Raw genomic sequence first — 22,657 nt, 5'->3', positions numbered from 1 at the left:
GCTAGTCACCGAGCAGCTGTTCCCCGACGAGCAGCCGATTGATCTGGTTCGTGCCCTCGTAGATCTGCGCGAGCTTCGCGTCTCGAAACGCCTTGTCCACTGCCCAGCGCTCCGGGTCGCTCGGGGGCACGAGATCACAGGCGCGCTCGCATACCCACATCGCCGCGTCCGCGCAGAAGACCTTGGCGGACGACGCGCGCGCGAGCTGCTGACGCAGGGCTCCACTGTCCGTCAGGCGCTTCAGGAAGCGAGAGAACCCCACCTCGCAGCCGCGCTTGAGCCGAGTCTCCGGAATCAACCGAGCAGCGCCAGGCGCGGCGGAGGCGAACGCCGCTTGCAGACGACCCGCGGGCGCTACCTGCGAGTCGAACGACAGCGTGGCGTCGAGGTAGGTGAGTCGCGCCGCGTGGAGGCGTAGCGCCATTTCGGCGACGGTGTCCTTCACCCATGGCTGTGCCGCAGAGCACGGGTGCCCTTCCGGCAGGCGGGCGACCACCCGTAGCGACGCCTCCAGCGCACCGCGCGCAATACCCGTCGCAATGGCGCCGACCGGGCCGCGCGATCCGGCGAGGATCAGCTCGGTCAGCTCGAATCCGAGGCCTTCGGGCCCCACCCGATCGAGCTCCGGCACGAACACCCCATCGAACGCGGTCTCGGTCGCCGGCGACGCCCGCTGCCCGAGCTTCATCTCATCGCGAGCTGCGCTGAATCCGTCGCGCCTCGTGTCGACCAGGAACGCGGTCCAGCTCTCGCGCGGGTGCGACCGATCGAGGGCTGCGTGAACGACGATGTAACGCGCGATCGAACCATTCGAGGTGAACGCCTTGCGACCATGGAGCTCATACCCACCGGGCACCCGAGCCGCCCACGTGGGTGAGACGACACGCTCGAGCCCGAGCGCATGTTCGACGTCGGACCCGCTCGACGGTTCGGTGATGGCCCAGGCAAACAGCGTCGGTCGCTCCGGGGGACTGCGTCGCTCACAGGCAGCCGGGCGCACCACACGGGCCCAGAGCCCGAGGTCCATGCTGAAGAGTAGCGCGGACAAGCCGAGGGAGTTGGCACCGACCAGCAGACCGAGTCCCCCGCAGACTGCGCAGAGCTCCTCCATGGCCACGGCCACCTCGGTCGAGCGCGCGCCGTCACCGCCCAACGCGCGCGGCGCCATGCCGGTGAGCCAACCTGCGGCGGCGGCCTCGCGCAGGAAGGCCCAATCCGCGCTCCCGAGCGGATGCGAGTGCTGAGCCTCGCTGTCGATGCGGCGCGCCCGCGGCTTCAGCGCGCGCTCGGCGAACACCCGAGCCCGGGCACGGGCGTGGCTCGCCCGTGGCGGTTCGATCCACGGGCCAGGGTTCCGGAGGAGATCGAGCTCGACCACCGCTTCACGCGCCAGCATGTGGACAGCGTGCCGACGTCGTCCCGCCAGGGCCAATGACATCCCGCATGTCGCGATGCGGCTCGCATTGACGTCCCCCGCGTCGCGGACTCCGATGCTCGCGACATGTCGACCGCACTGCCCATCGTCTACCGCAAGGCCCGCGCTTGGATCGCGGGGTTTCCAGCTCCGACCCGCGAGCTCGCGAAGCTTCTGCCGGATGCGCGCCTCGACGTGATCGAGGTCCGGCCCGGGACCTCCGTGCTGGTGGCCGCAGCCTTCGAGTACGTGGACACCAGCATCGGCCCGTACCTCGAGGCGGCCCTCTCGATCCCCTGTCGATGGGGGCGTCACCTTCGAGTACCGCTGCTACCGCTGATGGCCGAACGCTGGCTCGGTGACGTCGGACACTGGGTGCAGCTCCTGCCCGTGACGACGTCGGCGGCGGACGTCGCCGGGCGAACCATCTGGGGTTACCCGAAGTTCGTGGGGGACATCCAGGTCGATGCCGGTCCTTCGCACATGCGCTGTCGCGTCTCGGAGGCGGGGCAGCTGGTGTTTGGTTTCGAGGTCGAGCGACCCGGCCCCTCGCGTCCCATGCGCTTTCCGGTACGCACGTACTCTCGCCTGGACGACGAGATCCACTTCACCGAGATCGACGTCGACGCGGTCGGTTGCCGAAAGACCCGAGGTGCTCGCGGGTCGCTCGAGCTCTCCGGCCACCCGCGCCTCGCTGGCCTGCCTCCCCCCTCCCGCATCCGGCCGACTCCGCTCGAGGTGCGCTGGTTCGACGAGTACCGTCTGGAGCTCGACCGCGCGAGCACACGTTACCGGATCCCAGCCCGCTAGCGCTTCACTGTGGCCGAGCGTCGGCGCCGACATCCGCGCGTGGGGTGACAGCCTTTCCCGCCACAACCACCCGACCAGGCCCACCAGCGTTGACACCGCGCCATCGGTGCACAACGGGTCGGGCATGAGTCGAGCGCTGTGGGAAGAACGTTATCGGAGCAACTGCACACCCTGGGACATCGGCATGCCGGACCCGCACCTGACCGAGCTCGTCGAGCGCGGACGGGTCGTGCCGGGGCGAGCCCTCGAGATTGGCTGTGGCACCGGCAGCGATGCACGCTGGCTCGCGGAGCGCGGCTTTGCAGTCGTTGCCCTGGATCTCGCGCCGCTGGCGATCGAACGAGCGAAACAAGCTGAGCCCCCGAACGCGGGCTCCGTCGAGTTTCACTGCCTGGACTTCCTGACCGAGGAGGTGCCCGGCGGTCCGTTCGATCTGGTGTTCGACCGTGGTTGTTTTCACATCTTCGACGGCGCCGAAGAGCGTGCACGCTTCGCCGCACGCGTCGCCGAGCTGCTTGCCCCGGGCGGAGCTTGGCTCAGTTTGCTCGGCAGCACCGAAGGTCCGGCCCGCGAGGAAGGTCCGCCCCGGCGGTCCGCCGCCGAGGTCCTGGCCGCCATCGAACCCAGCCTCGCGCTCGAAGAGCTGCGCGCCACGGAGTTCCGCATCGAGCGCGCCCCGCTGCCGGCCGCGTGGGCATGCCTGGCGCGTCGGCGCGCCAGGCCGGCTCAGCCGTCGACGCGACGGGAGTAGGTCGCGCGCACCCCGACGACGCAGGTTCCCGGCGAATGAGCTAGACTCCGACCGTGCCGTCACCGGACGAAAAGGATCGGCCCGCCCCGGAGAAACCGCGCTCGAGCCAGTTCGATCTGGGTGAGCTCCCGGACTTCTCCGGAGAAGAGCTGCCGGATCTGTCCGGCTCGGCCGTGACGGGCGGCGAGGTGGCGGAGCTCAGTCCCGAGGACCAGATCGTCGTGGAGATCTCGGTGCCCGAGTCCGAGCCCAAGACATCCAAACAAGCGAACGCGGAGCACGGACCCATCCCGGAGCGCGCCGCGGGCGAAGCGCCGGATGCCCCGGAAGACGAGTGAGCCGGAGTTGCGACGTGGCCGAAGATCTGACAATAACGCCCTTATGAAGGCATGGCAGCTCGCGTGCGTGAGTCTTAGTAGCGTCCTTGCCCTCTGGGCCTGCAGCTCGGATGAAGCCGCCGCGCACTCGCATCAGACACCGGACGAGTGTGTGCCCATCATCGAGGCGTGTCACCTCATCGACGACGGCACCGCGGGACCGGTGCACGACTGCCACGAGAACGCCCACGAGGTGTGGAGCGCCGCCCAGTGCACTGCGAACGGGGCGCAGTGCATCGCTCTGTGCGAGGCCGCCACGCCGGACGGCGGGACAGGCGGAAGCGCGGGCGGGATGGGCGCGGACGCCAGCTCCGACGCCGCCGACGCGGACTGAAGCTCCGCTGGGAGCGCGAGAAGGTGTGCTCTGCCTCGCATTCGAGCCCTGACGCTGTTCGCGCTCGTTTCGCTCGGCGCGTCTCGAGCCCGCGCCCAGGCTTGCTGCAGCTCCGGCGCGCCGAGTGAGCTCGTCGTGGCGGCCAGCTGCGACGACGGCGTCATCGCGTCTCAGCTCGGGTACGAACACGCCTACGGGAGCGCCGACTCGAGCGGGCGCTACCGCGCCCTCGACGGGGTGTCCGTCGACGACGCGACGCTGACCCTTGGAGCTGCGGTCCGCCTCGTCCCGAAGAGCGTTCAGCTCGGCGCCGCGCTGCCTCTGAGGCTCGGACATCGTCGCATTCGTTCGATCGGTTCGGCTACGGCGCTGGGTGTCGGGGACGCCAGCCTCGCGCTGCGCTGGACGGCCCTGGGGGCGGGGTCCGGCATCTTCGCGCCCGGCGGCCTGTTCCCGTCCATCGACCTCATCGCCGGTCTCGCAGTTCCGACGGGGCGCCCGCCGGAGGACTCCACCGAACCGACTCAGGCCGACGTGACCAGCGACGGCAGCCTAAAACCATCGCTGGGCGTCAAGCTGACCTTCCAGGTCACGCCGCTCGATTCCGTCTACCTCCGAGCCCAACACACGCTGCGTCTGCCCCGCGACGTGAAGATCGGAATCAGCACGCGCCGCGTGGATCTGGGCGACGAAACCAGCGTGCAGCTCGGCTACATGCGCTCGCTCAGCATGCAGTGGTCGGCCGGCGCGCTGCTCGACGCACGCTTCACCGGCAGCGCGCGAACCGACGGCGTTCAGGCAACAGACGCGGACGAGCGCCGTGTGCGTGCCGGCGCGTGGCTCTCGTGGATGTGGCACTGGCCGACCTGGGATTCGACCCTGGCCGTGCTCGCAGATCCATTCTGGAGCGGAGTCGAGAAGAACATCGAGTACGCCGGGCTCTCGACGACGCTGAGCATTCGTCGCGTGTTCCATTGAACGACCGAGAACCACGCGTTCGATTCGCACCCGAAGCGCGGAGAGATCGGCGCCGATCGGGCTGCGGGCGCGGCCGCTCGCACGCTCGAAATGCAACGGTGCCGACTTCGTGCTATCCGCTGATCGCGAGAACTCGTACGGCTCGGATGAAACAATCGGCGCTCCTCGGTCTCTGCTTCGTCTTCTTCAGCTGCGGCAACGAAGACAGCGTTGGCCAGCAGAAGACGTTCACGCGGGACGAGCTCCTCGACCCCGGGACCTGCGAGACTTGTCACAGCGAGCACTACCGCGAGTGGTCGGGCAGCATGCACGCCTACGCCGCTGAAGACCCCGTGTTCCTGGCGATGAATCGCCGCGGGCAGGAGGAGACTCAGGGCGCGCTGGGGAGTTTCTGCGTGCAGTGTCACGCCCCCATGGCGGTCCGAGAGGGCCTGACCACCGATGGCTTGAACCTGGCTCAGCTGCCGGCGCCGATGCGCGGGATCACCTGCTATTTCTGCCACGATGCGACGGGCGTCGAGGGCACTCACAACGCGCCCATCGTGCTCGCCGGCTCTACGACGATGCACGGCGGCATCGAGGATCCGGTCGAGAACCCCGCCCACGCATCGAAGCACTCGAAGCTGCACGACCGGCGCTACCCGGAAGAGAGCGCCGCGTTTTGTGGCTCGTGCCACGACATCGTGACGCCCTCCCCTCCCGCTCCGGCGGTGGTCGCGCTCGAGCGCACCTACGCCGAGTGGCTGGGAACCGTGTTTCATGGAGCACCCCAGGATGGCGGGCTCGCGTGTACGTCCTGCCACATGCCCGGCAGCGATGGTCTGGCCGCCGATTTCCCCGGCACCAGGCCCCGGCGCGTTCATGATCACTCGACGCCGGGCGTCGATCTCGCATTGACGCCGTTCCCGGAGGCGGAGGCGCAAAAGGCCCTGGTGGAGCAGGAGCTCGACCAGACCTTGCGCTTCGAGATCTGCGTGCGCCAGCTGCCGGGGGCCTTCACGCTGCAGGTGACCCTCGAGAACGTGGCTGCGGGCCACCACTTTCCCAGCGGCGCGGCGCAGGACCGGCGCATGTGGGCCGAGCTCGCGGCCTCGAGCGCGGGCGCGCTGCTCTACGAGAGTGGCAACGTGCCGAAGGCGCAGGCCGCGGCCACCTTCGCTGATCCCGATCTGTGGCTGATCCGCGACGTTGCTCTCGGCAGCGACGGCAAGGAAGCCCACATGTTCTGGGACATCGCCAAATACGAGAGCCGAACCATTCCGGGCGCCGTCACCTTCGAGGTCACCCACCCAGACTACCTGGCGACCCACTTGCCGCGTCGTTATCCGCTGGACGAGACCAAGACGATCCCTGGCGCTCCGGACCGGGTCACTCTGAAACTGTGGGTCGAGCCCATCGGACGCGAGGTGCTCGACGATCTCGTAGAGAGCGGGCATCTCGATGCGGCAATACGCGACGCCATGCCGCGCCACGCACTGCTCCCGGCCCGCGGCACGAGTGAGCTCGCGCTCGAGTGGACGCCGGAGCTCACCAAGGACCCAGCCCTCGGCTACGTGAAGCAGGTCGAAGGCATCAACTCCAAGTGTGTGTCCAGCGCGCCGACCGCCAGCCGCTGATCAGTCGGCGATGCAGAGGGTGAACAGCGCCTTGTCCGTCTGACCGTCCGCGAGCTTCACGTCGATGGTGACCTCCCAGACGCCGGCCATGACGAAGTTCACCGGGTCGAGCTCGTACAGCCCGTCGCCCATCCGTGTCACGACCGCTTTGACACTCGTGCCGTGCCCGTGTTTCGGCATGTACGGCGTGACGGTCACCTCGGCATCGGAAATCGGAGCACCCGTCGCGTCGAGGACGCGCACCATCCAGTCGTTGTTGGCACGAGCGGGTGGCGCGGGGGTCGATGACTCGAGCACCACGGAGACCAGCCCGGCGTCGCTCTTCTTGGTGAGACCCTCCGAGTAAGTGTCGCACTGGCTGTCGGGCTTGCCCGCGTCGTCGGAGCTCCCGCACGCAACGAGTAGAGTGCCGGCGATCAAGCTGGCAGAAATCCACCGATTCATCAGGCGAAGAGCATGAACCCCGTCGCGGCGTCCATCAACCGAACGCGCGCATTTTGCATTCATTGCAGCGTGTACGCTCGGCGGTAGACTGCCGCTCGCCATGCGGCAACCTCTCTTTATCCTGGCAGTAGCCCTCGGGTCGTTCCTGACCTGCGCCCGAGCCGAGGCGCACGGCGCGTTCCCCGAGGGCCGCCAGCTCATGGCTGATCCAACGAACGCGCAGCGTCTCTGGCTCAGGACGACCTACGGCATCTTGTTGAGCGAGGACCGCGGGACCGCGTGGCAGTGGATCTGCTACGAGGCTCCCGGCTACACCACTGCCGAGGAACCCGTCTTTGGTGTGACGGGCAACGGCACGCTGCTCGGCGCCATGTTCGATGGGCTGCACAGGACAACGGACGGCTGTGGATGGGAGCCCGTGTCCACTGAGCTGTCGCGGACCACCAACGGCCTGGCCATCGATCCGAGCAACCCGAACCACGTCTGGGCGCTGATCTCCCGCGGCGCCGGCGACGGAGGGTTCGAGAGCGAGCTCTGGGGATCCAACGACGGTGGAGACAGCTTCGCCCTGGTAGGCGCACCCTACGGATCGGACGGCCTCCTGCTCAGCCTGGCGATGACGCCGGCGGATCCCAAGCGCCTGTACATTTCGGGCACCTTTGCGGCCGGCGGAGGCGCGTTGGTGAACGGAGTCCTGGCCTCGAAGGATGCTGGCAAGACCTGGACGCGCTCCGACATCGACGCACCCGCGGGGTCATCGGCGTTCATCGCCGCGGCAGATCCCAAGGTCCCCGACACGGTCTACGTCCGCTTCGAGCGCTCGACGGCCTCCACCCAAGAAGTGTCGGAGAGCTGGCTGATGGTCAGCCTCGACGGCGGGCAGACCTTCAAGGAGGTCTTGAGGAAGAAGGCCATCCTGTTCGGGTTCACCTTCACGCCGGACGCTTCGAAGGTGATGGTCGGCTTCGGCGATCCACAGGGTTCTTTCAAGATCGAGCCGGCGGATCTGGGGCTCTACGCGGCGCCCACCGGAAGTGCGGATTTTCAGCAGCTGCATCCGAACCACATCTCGTGCCTGTCGTTCATCGGCAATGACCTGTACGCCTGCACGAGCCAGTTCAGTGACGGCTTCGAGCTCGGGCTGTCCGTCGACCAGGGCCTCTCATTCACCCCCGTGATGGAGCTCGGGCAGGTGACGCCACTCCAATGTGCCGCGGGCAGCAGAACCGGCGACCTCTGCGCCGCGCCCTGGTCGGGGCACGTGTGCAACGACATCGGTGCGTGTTCCCCGGCGGACGCCGGCCCCAACGGCGGAAATGCCAGCGACGACGGCGGCGGGTGCGGCTGTCGCATCAGCGAGGCTTCGGATACTCACACTCTCTTCGGGCTGCTCTCGGCGGGGCTCGCGGCTGCGTTTGCGCTCCGACGGCGGCGTCACCTACTTCGCTGAAGCCCCGGCGCTGCCTGCGGACATGGCTGGCACCGCTCCTCACCCACAGCCTGGCCGCGACCTACGCGCTGGGGATTCACGCACTTGGCGGAGACGCAGCCCAAGGCGCGAGGGGCCCGAAAGCGCCCGTGCTCGGACGGCGAGAACATTTTTTTCTCGTGCCGCCTCCGAGTTTGTTGTTTCGATGGCGCGAGAGCACGGACCAAAGGGAGCCACCGCTGATGTGCGACGACACGACCGAAGAGGAGAACAAGCGCCACCTGGAGAAGATTGGGCGACGCGAGTTCAGCGCCGGCGCCGGGGCTGTCGCGGCGGCCTTGATCACCGGGTGTGACGGCCCGGCTGCGGTGGCGCCGCCAGCTTCGGCCGCACCTCCTCACCCGCAACCGGCACCGACCCCCGAGCCACCCGTGACCAAGCCGAAGCCCGAACCGGAAGCAGCGACCGATCCCAAGCTCACGCAGCGGAAGGTGAACGTCCCCACTCCAGAAGGGACTGCGGAAGGCTTCCTCGTCGCACCCAAGGAAGGGAAGCATCCGGGGGTGATCGTATGGCCGGACGTCGCCGGCCTGCGACCGGCGTTCGAGAAGATGGCAACGCGGCTGGCCAGCGACGGCTACGCCGTCTTGGTCGTCAATCACTACTACCGGTCGTCGAAGCTGCCGATCCTGAAGAACTTCGCCGAATGGCGCACGGAAGAGGGCAAGGCCAAGATTGCGCCGATGCGCGAAGCGCTGACCCCGGAGGCCATCGCCAAGGATGGCGCTGCTTACGCGAAGTGGCTCGACGAGCAACCCGAGGTAGACACCTCTCGCAAGCTGGCCACTACCGGCTACTGCATGGGCGGCCCGTTCACCTTCCGCACGGCCGCCGCCGCGCCGAACCGCGTGGGGGCCATCGGGTCATTTCACGGTGGCGGGTTGGTCACCAAGGAGCCCAGCAGTCCACACAAGCTCCTGCCCAAGATGAAGGCGGCGGCACTGATCTGCATCGCGCAGAACGACGACGAGCGGGAGCCGGATGCGAAGACCACGTTGAAGAAGGCTGCGGACGCCGCGAAGCTCACTGCCGAGATCGAGGTCTACCCGGCGCAGCACGGCTGGTGTGCCATCGACTCACCCGTCTACGACGCGCAGCAGGCCGAGCGCGCCCACGGCCGCCTGCTCGCTCTGCTGCAGAAGCACCTGTGAGCGGGCGGCGCGCGAATCCCGGCGCGGACGCGTGCACGAGGTTCCGCAGCCGAGGCTGGCCCGAGCGCCGAACCACACCCAGTGACGACGGATCGGAGTCCGCGCGCCCGGGGCTTTAGGAGCACCGGCGATGCTGATCTTGGCGACGACTGGACCAATGACGACGGGCAGCAGCCCTGAGCGGCGCTATCAGTCCCAGGCGCACTCGGCGTCCACCGGAGCCCCGCCGTCGAGTCGGAGCTTCGCGTGCTCGCCCTGCACGAGCACCTCCACGCGGACCGTGCTGATCGGACCGTAGTGCTGAAGCACGCCGCCGCCGGTGATCTCTTCCGGGTAACGCTCGCTCTGCCAGCGCACGGGCACGTCGATCCTTTGCCAGCGTCCGGCCCAGATATCCAGCTCGTCCACCGGATGCTCGGCTTTGCCCGAGCCGCCGAGGACCGACGATTCTTCCTCGATGTCGACGTGCACGACGCGTCCGTCCTCGAAGGTCACGAGCACCTGGCGGCCAGCGAAGCGCGAATCGCCGTCGCCGCCGCAGGCGGGCTCGTCGTGGCCCAGAGCAGCGCCGCAGCTGCCGCTCGCGGAGAACGCTCCGTGCTCGGCGAAGCGCGGTGGACCCCCGCAGCTGGAGAGGAACCAGGCTGCGACCAGAGGCGACCACCGGAGTGAGCTCGAGTGATTCACTTCAGGTGACATCCCGTGATGCAGCGCCGGCTCCCATTGCTCCCACTCTCCATGCCTTCGTCCGTAATGGCGCAGTGCTCGGGGATCACGTTCTTGATCATCATGTTCAGGACTTGCACGAGGAAGAAGCCGAGCGGCCCTCGCATCAGGCGGAAAGGTAGCCGAAATTTCGGGGCGAGATCTTCGGCGCAGATGAATGTCCAGAGGAACGTCTCCACTGCCGGACGAGTCCGAATGGCGCGCCATCCCCGCTCAGGCCCGCACCTCTTCCCACCACGGGGAGGGCCCCTCCAGCGCATCTCATGGAGCTGAAGCCTGAATTTGTCTGAGCATGGCGACCCCGAGCAGAGCTGTCGATTCTTTGGAGGGGGCGCTAAGATTATTGCCCTTGCTCCGTTGTAGTAACGTGATCGCAGTGAAAGCCCGAAAGTTCGCGGCATTTTCCCTGGTGGTCGGGCTGGCGCTCGGCGCCTGCACCGAGAAGCCCACGCCCACCCCCTCGCCGCCTGCCGAGCCCAGTGTGCCCAGCGCTCCAGCGCAACCCTCAGCCGACCCAAGCGGCACGGCAGCGGCACCGGTTCCAGCAAAAGGCTCGCTCGACACCTGGCTGGTCGTCACCAAGGGCGGCGTCGAGCTCGGCGTGATCGAGTTGCGCGCCGGCAAGCCGCCGAAGCTGGCCCTCGAGACTGAAAACGCGGACTCGGCTGCGCTGAGGGACAAGCTCACCGAGATTAGCGGGCCCGAGGGGATCGGCCTGAACATGCACCTCCCTTCGCCCACCGGTACCGGACGCGGGCCGTACGGCACGCGCATCATCAAGTCCGACGACAAGCTGTATCGGCACGCGGTGACCGAGGCGCTGGAGCCCGAGTTCACGGTGCGCGAAGTCCCGGAACTGGTCGATCGCCTCCCACCCGAGAACCTGCGAAGACTCCGGGTACGCCGAGAGGGCAAAGAGGTCGGCTCGCTCGACTTCAGCAGCAAGCCACCCAAGCTGAGCGCGAGGCTCGAAGAATCCGACGGTCGAACGCTGAGAAACGACTGGGAGCGCCTGCAAGAGAGGCCCGAGCTGAAGCTGCGGTACCGCCTGACCAAGGACGGCGTGGCAACGCTGGTCGTCGCCCGGGCGAAACCCGGTGACGTGAACTATGGCCAGACGGTCGCGCTCACCCTGATCTTGCTCAGCAGCTACCAGACCCGGTACGCCTACTACCTCGAATACTCCTGAGCCCGGGGCCAATGCAGATGGACGCTGTAGCCACCGGGCAAGACACCGGCGACGCTCCCACCCGGGTACAGCCCGGCGCTGGGGTCGATAGAGAGCAGCGTCACCCCCGCTGAAGCCAGTGAGATGCTGCCAGCAGACACCTGGTCGGGTAGAGCACCGACGTCTTTCACCGCAGTCGACGACCCAGCAGCCCTCGACCTTGTCCATACGACAGCGTTCTCCGGACTTTGCCTTGAAGCCCAGATAGATCAGGTTGGTCGTCGTTCCACCGCCGAAAACGCCCGAGGTCACCAGCAACTTGTTGTCGGTGGTGACGGCTCCCGCGGCGCTCCCCGCTGCACCGGAGCTCCCCGACGCGCCGCCGGTTCCTCCCGAACCCCCACCGCTCGCGCCGCCGGTTCCACCGCCCGTCACGCCCGCGGACCCGCCGCGGCACGGTGTACCCGAGGTCTCCTCGCGACCCAAGCCGGCATGGAGCGCGGCGCGACCGCCGCCGCGACACGTCCCCGCGGCGCCCGGCGTCAAGCGAGCAGGGATTGCAGGGCAGCGACCTTCGCGTGGGCACCCCAGCGGGCGTAGCCGTCCTTCGCTTGCGCCAGGAGTTGGCGCCCGTGGTCGACGTCGGTGGCTAGATGAAAGCGGCCCGCAAGCTCGGCGACGAGCCCCTCGTCGTTCACGTAGGCCGTGCGACGCACAGCCTCGAGCGCCTGGTCGTAGAAGCTTCGCGCTGCAGCGGCCTCGTGACGAGCCTGCGCCCGTTCGGCTCGGACCAGGAGCAAACGATGCGCGAAGTTGGCTGCGCCCGCCGCATTCCAGGCTTCGAGCTGGCTGATGCTGGCGTCGATGCGCGCCCAGAGCCGTGCTTCGAGCTCCGCATCGGCCCGAGAGAGGCAGCGCGACGCCGCGAGGGGTGCGTACAGATGGTAGGTCGAGAGGTGATGGGTCGAAGCAGCTCCACCCATGAAAGGCAGCGCCCGCGTTGCCACGACCCAGGCCGCCTCGGGAGACCCGAAGTGGTAGCGAGCCACTAGCATGTCGCTGAGCGTGACGAACGACACGCTCGCACTGCCGGCGGCCTCCGCGGCGGCGAGGGTCTGCTCCTCGTCGAACCCGTCGCCAGACAGTGAGTCCGGCGTCGCCGTCGTTCCTCGCATGCAGCCGACCAAGCGCTCGAGCGGGCGGTGCAGGAGAAGCGCGTTATTTTGCTGGTGGGCTCGCATGAAAGTCGCGAGCTCGCCGGCCGTGCGCTCGACCTCGTCCAGAGGCCGCCCGGCCACGAACGCGTTCGTCGCCCAGCACTGCGCCGCGATGGCCGCGAATTCGAAGTCGCCGGTTGCCCGGCCGAGCTGATACGTGGCGAGCAGGTCGTCGAGTGTGCTTTCGAGTGGAACCGTCCAGCTGCAGACGTTGTTGTGCACCACGAGTCGGGTGCGGACCTCCAACCGACGATCCGGCCAGCGTTCGATCATCCGATGGGCGAGCCGGCCGGTCTCGTGGGCTTGGGCCTGCATGCCGATCGCGTTCTGCACGATGCCGAACACCGCGAGACCGAAGGGCGTGGCCGCCGACGGCCCCTTTTGAACCGAAGACACGATGAGCTCGCACGCGAGGATGGGTAGGAGCGCCGGGAGCGCGTAGTACGCCGACGAGGACAGATCGACGAGCAGCATCATCGCTGCCTGCACCAACGGGTCTTCGACCGCAGGCAGGGACTCGAGGCGTCCCGCACCCTCGTCGCCCAGCGCACCCATCGCGCGCTGGACCGCTGCGCCGACGTCGTCGTCGCTTGGCGCGACCGGGAGCGTGACGTCCAGCTCGGCGAGGCCGCCGCGGCCGACCGCAATCGCGCCGAGCAGATCCTGTTGGGCAATGCGTGCCGCGATGTCGACATGCCAGGCTCGGACGCGATCGAGCGTGGACCGTGCACTGACATAGACCTCGTCCAAGCGGGCTCGTGCGCGCTCGAAGTCACCTGAAAGCCAGGCGCACTCCGCGGAGGCCACGGCGGTCGTAAGGGCGATCTCGTAGGCAGAGTTCCAAGCATTCGTGGGCAAGAATCGGCGGACGGCTTCGAAGCAGCGGAGCGCCAGCGGAAACGCCGCGGCGCGTTGCGCCCTCTGGCCTGCCGCGAGCAGGATCCGGCTGGCCCTCTGCCGCTCCCCAGGCTCGTCGATCAGCCCTTCGGCTGCGTCGAGGTGGCGCGCAGCGTCGAACAGCCAGGGAGAGTCGCTGCCGTCTTGCGCGTCGGTGCCGACGTCAGCACAGCGTGTCGCGAACGACCGACCCAGTTCCAAGTGCCGGCGTTGCACGGACGCCGGGTCGATCGCCGCCAGGACGGCTTCGCGGATCCGATCGTGGTAGCTCGAGACGAGGTCTTCCGGGCCGGCCCCCGCCCACTGCAGCAAGGACGCGGAACATACGGCCAAGAGCTCTGGTAACGCGCCCGCGTCGAGCCGTGCGGCTTCGAACACGATGGCTTGGGGGACGGGACGGTCGGAAACCGCAACCAGCTCCACGAGCGCACGCTGGGTGGTCGGGAGCGCGTCGAGCCGTGTGAGCAAAGCATCGGCCAATGACACGTCGTCCAGCGTGATGCTCGATGCACTACCGCCCGTGCTGGCCTCGGTGAGATAGCGCGCCAGAAATTCGATGAAAAAAGGCATTTGCCCGGATTCACGCGCGATGCGTTCGGCGAGCTTCTCCCCGTCCGAGGCCCCCAGGCCGCGCAACGTCTCGCGTGCGAGGACTTCCGCGTCGTCGAGCGGCAGCGCGCCGATTGGCACTTCCACGAGCGCGCCCGCCTCGCGCAAGCCTCGGCAGTCCGAGAAGTAGCCGGCCAAGTCGGGACACGATGAGGCTTCCTGTTCGCGGAAGGACGCGAGCAGGAGCAGCGAGCGCTCCGACGAACCCCTGGCCAGGGTTTGGAGCACGGTCGTGCTATCCGCGTCGGTCCACTGCAGGTCGTCGATGAAGAGCACGAGCGGGCGGCGGCGACTCACGTTGTCGATCAGCTCCGCCAGGGCGCTCCACGTTCGTCGGCGATGCTCCTGTGCTTCCGGGCGGGGCCCCAGGGCAGCGTGGGCGGCGGCGAAGGGCGGCACGCTCGCGAGGACTGGAAAAGCATCCGTTAGTTCGCCGGCCCAGGTCGGGAGGAGGGGAGAGACGCTGTCCTCGTCGAGGCCGTCGAGCCAGCCCGCGAGCGAGTCGACGATCCCGTCGAACGCCTTGTAAGGAACATTCTCGCGCTCGTAGCAACACCCGCGCAGCACGAGCGCCAGGTCGAGATCTTCGGTGGCGCGCAGGAACTGGCGCACCAGGGCCGACTTCCCGATGCCGGAGGGCCCGGAGGCGTGAGCCAGCGTCGAGCAGCCGGCTCGCGCTCGCGCCAGCGCCTGCTCGAGCTGGTCGAGCTCCACACGGCGCCCGATGAACGGCGTCCGGAAGGTCCGGCGCGCGTCGCGGTTGGGCGCGGGGAAACCCCCACTAAAGAGTTTGGCGAGCGCATCGGCGTCGGGGCGTTCAACTGGGACTGGCGACAGCAGCACCGCGCACGCGGCGCTGAGGTCATCAGGCGCCTCTGCCACTAGTTCTTGTACAGACGTTGGTGGACCGGACGACCGAATGCAGAGCAGCTCGAAGATGCTCCCGCTGTCTCGAGTGGGAACGACCCCGGTCAACAGCTCGTACAGCATGATACCCAGCGCGTACCAGTCGGACGACGGCCCGCCCTCGGCGCCTTTGTTCGTCAGCAGCTCGGGCGCCATGTAGAGCGGCGTCCCACCGTGGATGCCGCTTTCGCCAACCGGTTGGGTGAGACCAAAGTCGACGACGACGACGCGGCCGTCGGGGCGCACGAGCACGTTGGCAGGCTTGAGATCGCCATGACGAAGTCCAACGTCGTGCAAGGCCCGAACGCCAGCCACCAGCTGGAGCAGCGCGCTGCGCAGCTCGGCCGGGCTGCGCAATGGCGGAGCCACGGTTTGCCCACTCCTTCCAAGCAGCGTCCGTGCCGATGGGCTGGTCGCCGACCCGTCCACGACCGTGTCCGCCGTTTCGGGGCTGCGCGTCGGCGCGTTCAGAATGTCGAAGCGGCCCTGCGGCGCGCGCCTCGGCGAGCCGTCGGACGGGCCATCGCGCACCGTGATCGCCGCGCTGAGGAGCGGCAGCTCGGGAGCGTCGCGCTTCCTGCGTGGTCCGCGTGCCCAGGTCGTGAGATCGATGCCATCGACCAATTCCATGACGAAGAACCAGATGCCGTCTGCCCAGGCGAGCTCGTAGACCTGCGCCAAGTTGGGGTGCGAGAGCCCTGCGACCACGCGGAACTCGCGCTTGAGCTGCACGCCGGCGGTTGCGTCGGCTGCGAGCACCGTCTTCAGCGCGACGGGTACGCCGCGAGCGCGATCCAGCGCACGATACACCGCGCCCATACCGCCGCGGCCGAGCACGCCAGTGACGTCGTAACCAGCCAGCGCTGCGGGACGATCGGGCGTCGCGCGGGCGAGGCGCTCCCTGAGGGCCACGGACTCGTCTGCCATCTCAGCTTTTGTCACGCAGGTCGCGAATGTGCCGCAGGTAGTCGTCCACGCTGCGGAACGCGCCGATCGGCAGCGGTTTGCTGGCGCCGAGCACCGTCTTCATCTGCTGCGGATCGAAGCGCTGGCCGGTGTTCACGTCGCGCGTCGCGGACTGGCTCACTCCGGTATCGGCGAGCGATGCGGGCAGCGCGCCGCCGAAACACTCGACGTACCACTCGACGGGCGCGGAGGGCGGTTCGGTCAGCGAGGGATCGAGCTCACCTTGCTCGACCGCATCCATGCCGACCGACTTCGCGAGCTCGCTCACGAGATATGCCGGCAACCAATCGCCGAGGCCGGTGTGCCACACCAGCACGAAGGGCGGCAACGCCGACAGCGACAGCGAAGCTCGCAGCGCCGCCACGCTGGCCGCGCGCGGGGTGCCGTCGGCCTCTGCCCAGTACCAGTTCGTGTCGGTCATGTCTCGGTGAAGGTCCTCCTGGACCATGCCCCAGTCAACGCGTGGTGGCTACTCCCAGACCGAGATCCAGGTTCAAGCCGTCCGGGCGGGCGCAGTACGAAGCCTTTGCTGATTCGGACCCGATCGCAGACGCGGCTCAGCGTGAGGCGGCGCGGAGGAGCCCGCTGCCATCGAGATTGATCACGGTTGCTGCGATTGGCCCATCGGCGATGGCGACGTCGCTGCGCCCGAGCGCATCGCCAGCTCGCTCGAGGACGAGGCTGTTGGCGTGGCATTGCGTCAGCCGCTACGCGCTCGGCGGCCCGTCTCGAATCCGACGCCGGGGGGCGAATCCTCCGACCCGTGGTTTCACGCGCCGCTTCCGCAGCCCCCCAGACGCCCCGCGAGTTCCGACACGCCAGGCGGACGAGTAAGCTGCCGCGCATGGGGCGCGGGTCGGGTTTTCGAAGATGGGTCGGGGCCGCCCTCGCCATGTTCTGGCTGACCATCCCGTCCCGCGCGCGCGCCGACGAACCCGAGACCTGGCCCCTCACCGAGGCCATCCGCGTCGCGGACAACCGTTGTATGACGCAGACCGAGCTGGTCCAGAACGTCCAGCTCTGGCTGACGCGCCCGGCGATCGATCGACGCATCGCCATCGTGGTCGAGCCCGTCGGCGACGACGGACTACGCTTCGTCGTCAGTCGCAACGACAAGTTGGCGGCGGAAAGGCGCTTCCACACGAACGACGTCCCGTGCAACGATCTGCGCGCCGCGGTGGCGCTTGCGATCGCACTCTCCATCGACGCCACGGTGATGCAGGCCATTCTGGAGCCACTTCCGCCCGCGGAACCGCCGCCCAAACCAGCGCTGGCTCCCGCTCCGCGAGCCACACCCAATCGATCAACACGACCCAGCGTCCTGCCGAGCCCGCCGCCCAAACCAGAGGAGCGCGCCACGCTGGACGCCGAGCTCCACGGCCTGCTGCTGTTCGGGGTAATGCCAGCGCCGGCGTGGGGCGCGTCCGTGGCCGCGCTGGTACCTGTCACCGAGGAGCTCTCCCTGCGCCTATCGGGCTTCGGCACCGCGGCGCAGAACGTCGACGTCGGCTCGGGTCGCTCCGAGGTTGCGATGGTCGCGGGCCAGCTCTCGCTCTGCCTGGAACAACCCGAAGCGCAAGCGCGACTGCGCGGTTGCTTCGGACCGAGCGCAGGCCGCTGGTCCGCCTCGGGCGACGGATTCGAGCAAGATCGTCGCACCGCGTTGCCCTGGGCGGCGCTGGTCGCCGAGCTCGGCGCCAGCGCCCCGCTCGCGGAGCCCGTCGCCCTCTCCGCTGCGGTCCAGGGCTACATCCCCTTCGTCCGCCCAGTGCTCGAAGAGCGGAACCCCCGCGGCGAAGTGCTTTCGACGAGCGAAGCGCCACCCGCGGGTCTGGGGGTCAGCCTCGGGCTCTCGGTACGATTTCAGTGAAGGATTGTGTGCGAGGCGACATGGTAGGGGGCAGGATGGGCGTTTCTTCCGAGGATCCCGCGTCAATCGACGCGGAGGCGCTCTTCCGCCGCCACGCCGAGTGGGCCGCCCGCTACGTGACGCAGCTCGGATTCAGAGGACAGGACGTGGAAGACATCGTGCAGGAGACGTTCTTGGTGGTGCACAAGAAGGGTGGCTTTCGCCCGGGCGCGGCCAAACCCACCACCTGGCTCGCGGAAATCGCGATGCGGGTCGGCATGGCGCACCGACGCTCGCTCCGCCGCGCGCCGATCTCGGACGAAGCCGTCGTCGAACGCGCTCCCGGCTCGACCGCAGATCCCCTCGCGAACACCATCAACACCGAAGCTCTCGCGAACACCCAGCGCGCGCTCGATACACTCTCCCTCGAACAGCGCGCACTGTTCGTCTTGTTCGAGCTCGAGGGGGAGGGTTGTGACGCTCTGGCCGTGACGTTCGGCGTGCCCATTGGCACCATCTATTCGCGCTTGCACCGGGCCCGGGCGGAGTTCTTGACCGAGTATCGACGCCTCAGCAGCGACAAGAAGAATCAACGCCAGATCGCGAGCCCCGCACCATGAGCCAGCCTCCCACCCGGATGGTCGACGATCCGGAGCTCGAACCCGAGCTCAAGCAGGCTCTCGGTCAGCTCGGCGCGACCAACGTCCCCTTCGACGTAGGCGGCGGCCTCGATCGCTTGCAGGACGCCATCACGACGGGCCCGGCACCGAGCGCAGATCCGTCCTGGTTCGCGCGCCACAAACTCTGGCTCATCGGTGGGGGCGGCGCGGGGCTCATCGCGGGCGCGGCGTTCCTGTCTTCACCGACATCCCCGTCACCGGTCGCACCACCAGCCGCGCTGCCGATGGTCGCGAGCGCAGCCTCCGCAAACACGCTGCCCGCGCCGATCATCGAGCCCGCACCCGAGCCCATCGTCGACCCCATCGAGGCCCCGCCCGTCGTTGCATCCGCGAAGACCAAAGCCGGCGCCCCTGCCCCATCAGCAAGCGCCCCGCCGGAACGCCCAACGCTCGCCGAAGAGGTCCGGCAGCTGGCGGAAGTCCGCGCTCTCGCTGCCACGAACCCCGCTCTCGCCGCGCAAAAAGCCGACGAAGGCCACCGGCGTTTTGCCAAGGGCATGCTCTATCAAGAGCGCGAGGCGGTCGCGATCTCTGCGCTCTCCCGCGCCGGTCGCCCCGGTGAAGCCGCGTCACGCGCCACGCGTTTTCTCGCTCAGTTCCCCAAGAGCCCGTTCGCGGATCAGGTGCGCGCCGCGGTGCCGAAGGCCCCATGACGATTTTGGTGAAGGAGATCTCGCGGAGCGACATGTAGGCCCGTTCCCTGCTCGAGAGGAAAGCCCATGACCCGATTCGTTCACATCAAGCTCCCGCTCGTCGCCCTCACGCTCAGCTTCGTGGCGAGCGCGCTGGGCGTGGGCGCCTGCTCGGCCAACGGCGCCGTCGGGACCTCGAGCACGGGTGGAGCCGGCGGCGCGGGCGGCAGCGTGAACCTCGACGCCGGCGGCACGGGAGGCATGTGCGGCGTCTGCATCGGCTCGAGCTACCTGTCCTGCGAGAACGGCCAGACGACGACCGAGCTCTGCCCCCACGCCTGCACGCCGGGCCAGGGCTGCACGGGCTGCTCCGGCACCGGAACCATCTGCGTCGGCAACGCGGTGCACAAGTGCAGCGGTGACGGGGTCGCCGGCGAGCAGATCAAGACCTGCGACGCCGCGGCCGGCGAGCTCTGCCACAACGGCGCCTGCGAGAACGGCTGCGCCATCGCCGAGGCCGAGTCCTCCAACGTCGGCTGCGAGTTCTACGCGGTCGATCTCGATCTCTCCGACGGCGTGAGCGACCCGGCCGCGGGTCCCTGGGGCGTCGCGCTGGCGAACGCGGGCATCGCCCCCGCCAGCGTGGTGATCGAGCTGAACGACGAGCCCCTCGGTGCGCCGCCCATCGCTACCACCATCAAGACCTTCACCATTCAACCCGGCGCCCTGGCCGAGTACGAGATGCCGACGCGCGAGATCGATTGCGCGCAGAAGCCCGGCGATTGGGCCTCGCCCGGCTCGTGCATCAGCTCCCGGGCGTTCCGCATCACGAGCACGGTGCCGATCGTCGTCTACCAGTTCAACAACCTGAGCCACGGTTTCTCGACCGACGCGTCGTTGCTCCTGCCGACCACATCCGTGGGCACCAAGTACCGCGTGACGGGCTGGGCCGCGTCGCACTCGTTCCCTTCACCCGGCGCCTTCGTGCAGCGTGCCTACGTCACGATCGTCGGCACGCAGACCAACACCCTGGTCAAGGTCAAACCCAGCTGGCGCATCAAGGGCAACGGGCTCGTGCCTGCCACCGCTGCTGGCAGCACCCTCGAGATGACCCTCGGACCGTTCGACGTGCTGAACCTGGAGAGCGACGACTCGACGCTGCAAGAGTGTCTCGCCATGCAGACTCCGCCCTACTGCGCGGACATGACCGGCACCATCGTCGATTCGAACAAACCCGTGGTGGTCTTCAGCGGCACGGAGGAGTCTGGCGTCGGCTTGCCCGAGGGCGCGCCGAATCCGCCGAGCTGGAATGAGAACTCGAACGGCTGCTGCTACCAGCACCTCGAGGAGCAGCTGGCGCCGGTCGAGTCGTTCGGCAAGAAGTTCCTGGTCACCCGCAGCCCGATCCGCTCGAACGCCGAGTTCACGAACTGGGAGGAGCCGGACGTGCTGCGCTTCGTCGGCGCGGCGGCCCCCGCGGTCGTCACGACCAGCCTGCCCGCGCCCTTCGACACCTTCACGCTGCAGCCCGGCGAGGTGAAGGACACCTGGACGCAGAAGGACGTCGTGGTCTCCGCCAGCGAGCCCATCGTGGTCGCGCAGTTCCTGATCGGCGAGGGCTACGTCGAGCCGCAGCCGAAGGGCGACCCATCGTTCACGATCTTCCCTGCCATCGAGCAAGCGCGCACCGAGTACGTGTTCTTGTCCATGGCAGGCTGGAAGGAGAGCTGGGTGGTAATCGGCGCAGAGGTCGGCACCCAGGTCACCCTCGACGGCGGCCCGGTCACCGGGTGCAAGAGCTACCCCGCCGGCACCCTCGACGGCAAACAGTACGAGTCCCGCCGCTGCGCCCTTCAAGGCGGCGTCCACCGCCTCACCGGCAACCAACCCTTCCAGATCATGGCCTACGGCTACGCCAGCGCCGACACCTACTCCTTCCCCGGCGGCGCCGGCACGAAGAAGATCTACGAACCGCCGATTCTGAAGTGAAGGGTTGCGAGAGTCGACCTGGGCAGTCTTGCGAGAGCACTCCGTTCGCTGCGCAAAAGCGCACGGACTTAGGGGGTCGCACCAATGATACGGGCGCGCCGTGCGGCGAGGTGCAGCTGAGCGCCCGCGCGGGGCGCCAAGGAGCGGCGCGCAGCCGCGCATGCGCGGGGAATCACGAGGCCCTGCAACACTGACCAAGCGAAGTGAAATGACGCAACGTGATGTCGGATGATCGCTCACCAACGCGGACACTCACCGTGATGCGTCCTTGACTGTTCGAGTCGCGAGCCCGTAGCATCAGTCCTAACTTCGGGGAGGTCGCCAAGGCGAGCGTATTCCGCTACAACCTCTGGGTTCACGGCTTGCTGGGTGGGGCGACAAGATCCGGGTGCGCCGAGTTTGGCGGCAACGACTTCGTCGTGTCGTTGCCCGGCGAAAACGTCGCTGACGTGAGCACGAAGTGGTACTTCGACGAGCCCGCCGGGAGCTTCATGCACGAGCTCGGCCACACGCTCCACCTGGAACACGGGGGCGCGGACAGCCTGAACTACAAGCCGAACTACCCGAGCGTGATGAACTACAGCTCCAGTCCGATCTGAATTCGAAGCGGCGCCTCGACTACTCGCGCGCCGAGCTTCTGCTCCTGGACGAGGCGAACCTGAACGAAAGCATCGGGGTGCCCGGTTTCCCGACCGATACCAATGGCAACGTGGGGAGGACGCAGGTGTGCAGGTGCGCTCCGTCGAAGTCACCTCCTTGTCCGTGTTTCGCCAAATTAACGTCGCCGTACACGGTTGGAATCTGAACGGCCCCGAGAGGGTTCATCTCTCCGGACATCAACGGTGATCTTGCCATTGCGAGCAAGCTCAAGAGCCACGGCGACTGGACCAACATCCAGGTGAACTTTCGGGGAGCTTCGAGGCCCTGGACGGCGTGCGGCTGACGTCGGTGGACGAGACGCCGCGCCCACCGTTCTTTGACGACATGGATGGCGACGGCGTTGGCGTCGGCACGGACAACTGCTCCCCCGTGTTCAACCCATCGCAGACCGACTCGGACGGAGACGGCGTCGGGGACGCCTGTGACTTGCCAGTTCCCGTTGATCCGCCTCGACCCACTCTGGGATCCGCCCCGACTGAGCGGAGCACGTTCGTCGGGTCTCTCACGCGCGCTGCCAAGCCCAGACCGACGCGCCCCCTCCGTCCGCGCAAGCGCCGGCGGCGCTGCTTGCGGTGTGCGACCACGCAGCCCAGCCCCGCGCGTCGCTGTCACTCGAAGCACCGCCGGCGCTTGCCGGACAAGGAGGGGGCAGGCCGGCGCGCACCGGCGCGTCAGCGCCGGGAGCACCGCCCCGGGGGAGGCAGCACTGACGCCAGCGCCGACACCTACTCCTTCCCCGGCGGCGCCGGCACGAAGAAGATCTACGAGCCGCCGATTCTGAAGTGAGGGTTGCGAGAGTCGACCTGGGCAGTCGCGATAGCGTTTTTTCGCTGCCGCAAAAGCGCACGGGTCGAAGCTATGGGCCGCACCACGACAAGGACGGCAGCTTGGATTGCTGGGAAACGCTCGGCGGCGTCGACTGGGATCTGGACGGAACGCTCGACTATAGGTCTCGGAGGCCACGCCCGCCGCGGGCGTCGAGCGAGCGACGACG

At 68.1% G+C, this 22,657-nt stretch carries 21 protein-coding genes; 15 read left to right on the top strand and 6 right to left on the bottom strand.

What is annotated here, in order from left to right; translation table 11 throughout:
- Position 1: 1 nt before the first annotated feature.
- Complete coding sequence (locus tag IPI67_37085) at positions 2 to 1,396, bottom strand: acyl-CoA/acyl-ACP dehydrogenase (GenBank protein ID MBK7585790.1); 1,395 nt, start codon at positions 1,394 to 1,396, stop codon at positions 2 to 4.
- Between the two features lie 105 nt (positions 1,397 to 1,501).
- Between IPI67_37085 and IPI67_37080 the strand changes: the two genes are divergently transcribed.
- The 6 genes from IPI67_37080 (at position 1,502) to IPI67_37055 (ending at position 6,280) form a co-directional block, all read left to right on the top strand.
- Positions 1,502 to 2,224: an acetoacetate decarboxylase family protein gene (locus tag IPI67_37080; protein ID MBK7585789.1), complete on the top strand. Its 723-nt coding sequence runs from the start codon at positions 1,502 to 1,504 to the stop codon at positions 2,222 to 2,224.
- Between the two features lie 124 nt (positions 2,225 to 2,348).
- Positions 2,349 to 2,975 (top strand): class I SAM-dependent methyltransferase, encoded by a 627-nt coding sequence (locus tag IPI67_37075; GenBank protein ID MBK7585788.1) that lies wholly within the window; start codon positions 2,349 to 2,351, stop codon positions 2,973 to 2,975.
- Between the two features lie 53 nt (positions 2,976 to 3,028).
- Positions 3,029 to 3,313, top strand: coding sequence for a hypothetical protein (locus tag IPI67_37070; protein MBK7585787.1), 285 nt, complete (start codon positions 3,029 to 3,031; stop codon positions 3,311 to 3,313).
- A 43-nt stretch (positions 3,314 to 3,356) separates the two neighbouring features.
- Positions 3,357 to 3,686, top strand: coding sequence for a hypothetical protein (locus tag IPI67_37065; protein MBK7585786.1), 330 nt, complete (start codon positions 3,357 to 3,359; stop codon positions 3,684 to 3,686).
- 135 nt (positions 3,687 to 3,821) lie between these two features.
- Positions 3,822 to 4,664, top strand: coding sequence for a hypothetical protein (locus IPI67_37060; GenBank protein MBK7585785.1), 843 nt, complete (start codon positions 3,822 to 3,824; stop codon positions 4,662 to 4,664).
- 146 nt (positions 4,665 to 4,810) lie between these two features.
- Positions 4,811 to 6,280, top strand: coding sequence for a hypothetical protein (locus tag IPI67_37055; GenBank protein MBK7585784.1), 1,470 nt, complete (start codon positions 4,811 to 4,813; stop codon positions 6,278 to 6,280).
- On the opposite strand, the gene IPI67_37050 is transcribed toward IPI67_37055, so the two are convergent.
- Positions 6,281 to 6,724 carry a FixH family protein gene (locus tag IPI67_37050; protein ID MBK7585783.1) on the bottom strand — a complete coding sequence of 148 codons (444 nt, stop codon included), beginning with the start codon at positions 6,722 to 6,724 and terminating at the stop codon, positions 6,281 to 6,283. It lies immediately after the preceding gene.
- A 100-nt stretch (positions 6,725 to 6,824) separates the two neighbouring features.
- On the opposite strand from IPI67_37050, the gene IPI67_37045 reads away from it, so the two are divergent.
- Entirely contained in the window at positions 6,825 to 8,174 is a 1,350-nt protein-coding gene (locus IPI67_37045) for a hypothetical protein (GenBank protein ID MBK7585782.1), read from the top strand.
- A 221-nt stretch (positions 8,175 to 8,395) separates the two neighbouring features.
- On the top strand, positions 8,396 to 9,364 hold the full coding sequence (locus IPI67_37040) for a dienelactone hydrolase family protein (protein ID MBK7585781.1): 969 nt from the start codon (positions 8,396 to 8,398) through the stop codon (positions 9,362 to 9,364).
- 189 nt (positions 9,365 to 9,553) lie between these two features.
- Here the strand turns inward: IPI67_37040 and IPI67_37035 are convergent, their stop codons facing one another.
- Entirely contained in the window at positions 9,554 to 10,051 is a 498-nt protein-coding gene (locus IPI67_37035) for a hypothetical protein (protein MBK7585780.1), read from the bottom strand.
- Positions 10,048 to 10,197, bottom strand: a complete 150-nt coding sequence (locus IPI67_37030) for a hypothetical protein (protein ID MBK7585779.1) — start codon at positions 10,195 to 10,197, stop codon at positions 10,048 to 10,050. The genes IPI67_37035 and IPI67_37030 overlap by 4 nt, the downstream gene beginning before the upstream one ends.
- 269 nt (positions 10,198 to 10,466) lie before the next feature.
- On the opposite strand from IPI67_37030, the gene IPI67_37025 reads away from it, so the two are divergent.
- Positions 10,467 to 11,279: a hypothetical protein gene (locus IPI67_37025; protein MBK7585778.1), complete on the top strand. Its 813-nt coding sequence runs from the start codon at positions 10,467 to 10,469 to the stop codon at positions 11,277 to 11,279.
- A gap of 521 nt (positions 11,280 to 11,800) precedes the next feature.
- Here the strand turns inward: IPI67_37025 and IPI67_37020 are convergent.
- Both IPI67_37020 and IPI67_37015 read right to left on the bottom strand, forming a co-directional pair.
- Positions 11,801 to 15,814 carry an AAA family ATPase gene (locus tag IPI67_37020; GenBank protein ID MBK7585777.1) on the bottom strand — a complete coding sequence of 1,338 codons (4,014 nt, stop codon included), beginning with the start codon at positions 15,812 to 15,814 and terminating at the stop codon, positions 11,801 to 11,803.
- 1 nt (position 15,815) lies between these two features.
- Positions 15,816 to 16,274 carry a hypothetical protein gene (locus IPI67_37015; protein MBK7585776.1) on the bottom strand — a complete coding sequence of 153 codons (459 nt, stop codon included), beginning with the start codon at positions 16,272 to 16,274 and terminating at the stop codon, positions 15,816 to 15,818.
- 423 nt (positions 16,275 to 16,697) lie between these two features.
- On the opposite strand from IPI67_37015, the gene IPI67_37010 reads away from it, so the two are divergent.
- From IPI67_37010 to IPI67_36985, 6 genes are all read left to right on the top strand, one after another.
- Positions 16,698 to 17,723, top strand: coding sequence for a hypothetical protein (locus IPI67_37010; protein ID MBK7585775.1), 1,026 nt, complete (start codon positions 16,698 to 16,700; stop codon positions 17,721 to 17,723).
- A gap of 35 nt (positions 17,724 to 17,758) precedes the next feature.
- Positions 17,759 to 18,322, top strand: coding sequence for a sigma-70 family RNA polymerase sigma factor (locus tag IPI67_37005; protein MBK7585774.1), 564 nt, complete (start codon positions 17,759 to 17,761; stop codon positions 18,320 to 18,322).
- Positions 18,319 to 19,035, top strand: a complete 717-nt coding sequence (locus IPI67_37000) for a hypothetical protein (GenBank protein ID MBK7585773.1) — start codon at positions 18,319 to 18,321, stop codon at positions 19,033 to 19,035. The genes IPI67_37005 and IPI67_37000 overlap by 4 nt, the downstream gene beginning before the upstream one ends.
- Positions 19,036 to 19,101: 66 nt before the next feature.
- Entirely contained in the window at positions 19,102 to 21,003 is a 1,902-nt protein-coding gene (locus tag IPI67_36995; GenBank protein MBK7585772.1) for an IgGFc-binding protein, read from the top strand.
- 449 nt (positions 21,004 to 21,452) lie between these two features.
- A complete protein-coding gene (locus IPI67_36990) occupies positions 21,453 to 21,602 on the top strand; it encodes a hypothetical protein (GenBank protein MBK7585771.1) in 150 nt (49 codons plus the stop codon).
- Between the two features lie 385 nt (positions 21,603 to 21,987).
- Complete coding sequence (locus IPI67_36985; GenBank protein MBK7585770.1) at positions 21,988 to 22,449, top strand: thrombospondin type 3 repeat-containing protein; 462 nt, start codon at positions 21,988 to 21,990, stop codon at positions 22,447 to 22,449.
- The last annotated feature ends 208 nt before the right edge of the window (positions 22,450 to 22,657 follow it).

Source organism: Myxococcales bacterium (assembly GCA_016706225.1).
In the GTDB taxonomy this organism is placed as follows: Bacteria; Myxococcota_A; Polyangia; order Polyangiales; family Polyangiaceae; genus JADJKB01.
The sequence above is the reverse complement of the archived record's forward strand: the minus strand, read 5'-3'. Positions and strand labels throughout refer to the sequence as shown.

Bases quoted from the DNA above. Each gene is read 5' to 3' on its own strand.
- IPI67_37020 (MBK7585777.1), bottom strand. From the start codon at position 15,814: ATGGCAGACGAGTCCGTGGCCCTCAGGGAGCGCCTCGCCCGCGCGACG.
- IPI67_37080 (MBK7585789.1), top strand. From the start codon at position 1,502: ATGTCGACCGCACTGCCCATCGTCTACCGCAAGGCCCGCGCTTGGATC.
- IPI67_37055 (MBK7585784.1), top strand. From the start codon at position 4,811: ATGAAACAATCGGCGCTCCTCGGTCTCTGCTTCGTCTTCTTCAGCTGC.
- IPI67_37050 (MBK7585783.1), bottom strand. From the start codon at position 6,724: ATGAATCGGTGGATTTCTGCCAGCTTGATCGCCGGCACTCTACTCGTT.
- IPI67_37000 (MBK7585773.1), top strand. From the start codon at position 18,319: ATGAGCCAGCCTCCCACCCGGATGGTCGACGATCCGGAGCTCGAACCC.
- IPI67_37040 (MBK7585781.1), top strand. From the start codon at position 8,396: ATGTGCGACGACACGACCGAAGAGGAGAACAAGCGCCACCTGGAGAAG.
- IPI67_37045 (MBK7585782.1), top strand. From the start codon at position 6,825: ATGCGGCAACCTCTCTTTATCCTGGCAGTAGCCCTCGGGTCGTTCCTG.
- IPI67_37030 (MBK7585779.1), bottom strand. From the start codon at position 10,197: ATGCGAGGGCCGCTCGGCTTCTTCCTCGTGCAAGTCCTGAACATGATG.
- IPI67_37085 (MBK7585790.1), bottom strand. From the start codon at position 1,396: ATGCTGGCGCGTGAAGCGGTGGTCGAGCTCGATCTCCTCCGGAACCCT.
- IPI67_37075 (MBK7585788.1), top strand. From the start codon at position 2,349: ATGAGTCGAGCGCTGTGGGAAGAACGTTATCGGAGCAACTGCACACCC.
- IPI67_37015 (MBK7585776.1), bottom strand. From the start codon at position 16,274: ATGACCGACACGAACTGGTACTGGGCAGAGGCCGACGGCACCCCGCGC.
- IPI67_36995 (MBK7585772.1), top strand. From the start codon at position 19,102: ATGACCCGATTCGTTCACATCAAGCTCCCGCTCGTCGCCCTCACGCTC.
- IPI67_37065 (MBK7585786.1), top strand. From the start codon at position 3,357: ATGAAGGCATGGCAGCTCGCGTGCGTGAGTCTTAGTAGCGTCCTTGCC.
- IPI67_37010 (MBK7585775.1), top strand. From the start codon at position 16,698: ATGGGGCGCGGGTCGGGTTTTCGAAGATGGGTCGGGGCCGCCCTCGCC.
- IPI67_37005 (MBK7585774.1), top strand. From the start codon at position 17,759: ATGGGCGTTTCTTCCGAGGATCCCGCGTCAATCGACGCGGAGGCGCTC.
- IPI67_36985 (MBK7585770.1), top strand. From the start codon at position 21,988: ATGGATGGCGACGGCGTTGGCGTCGGCACGGACAACTGCTCCCCCGTG.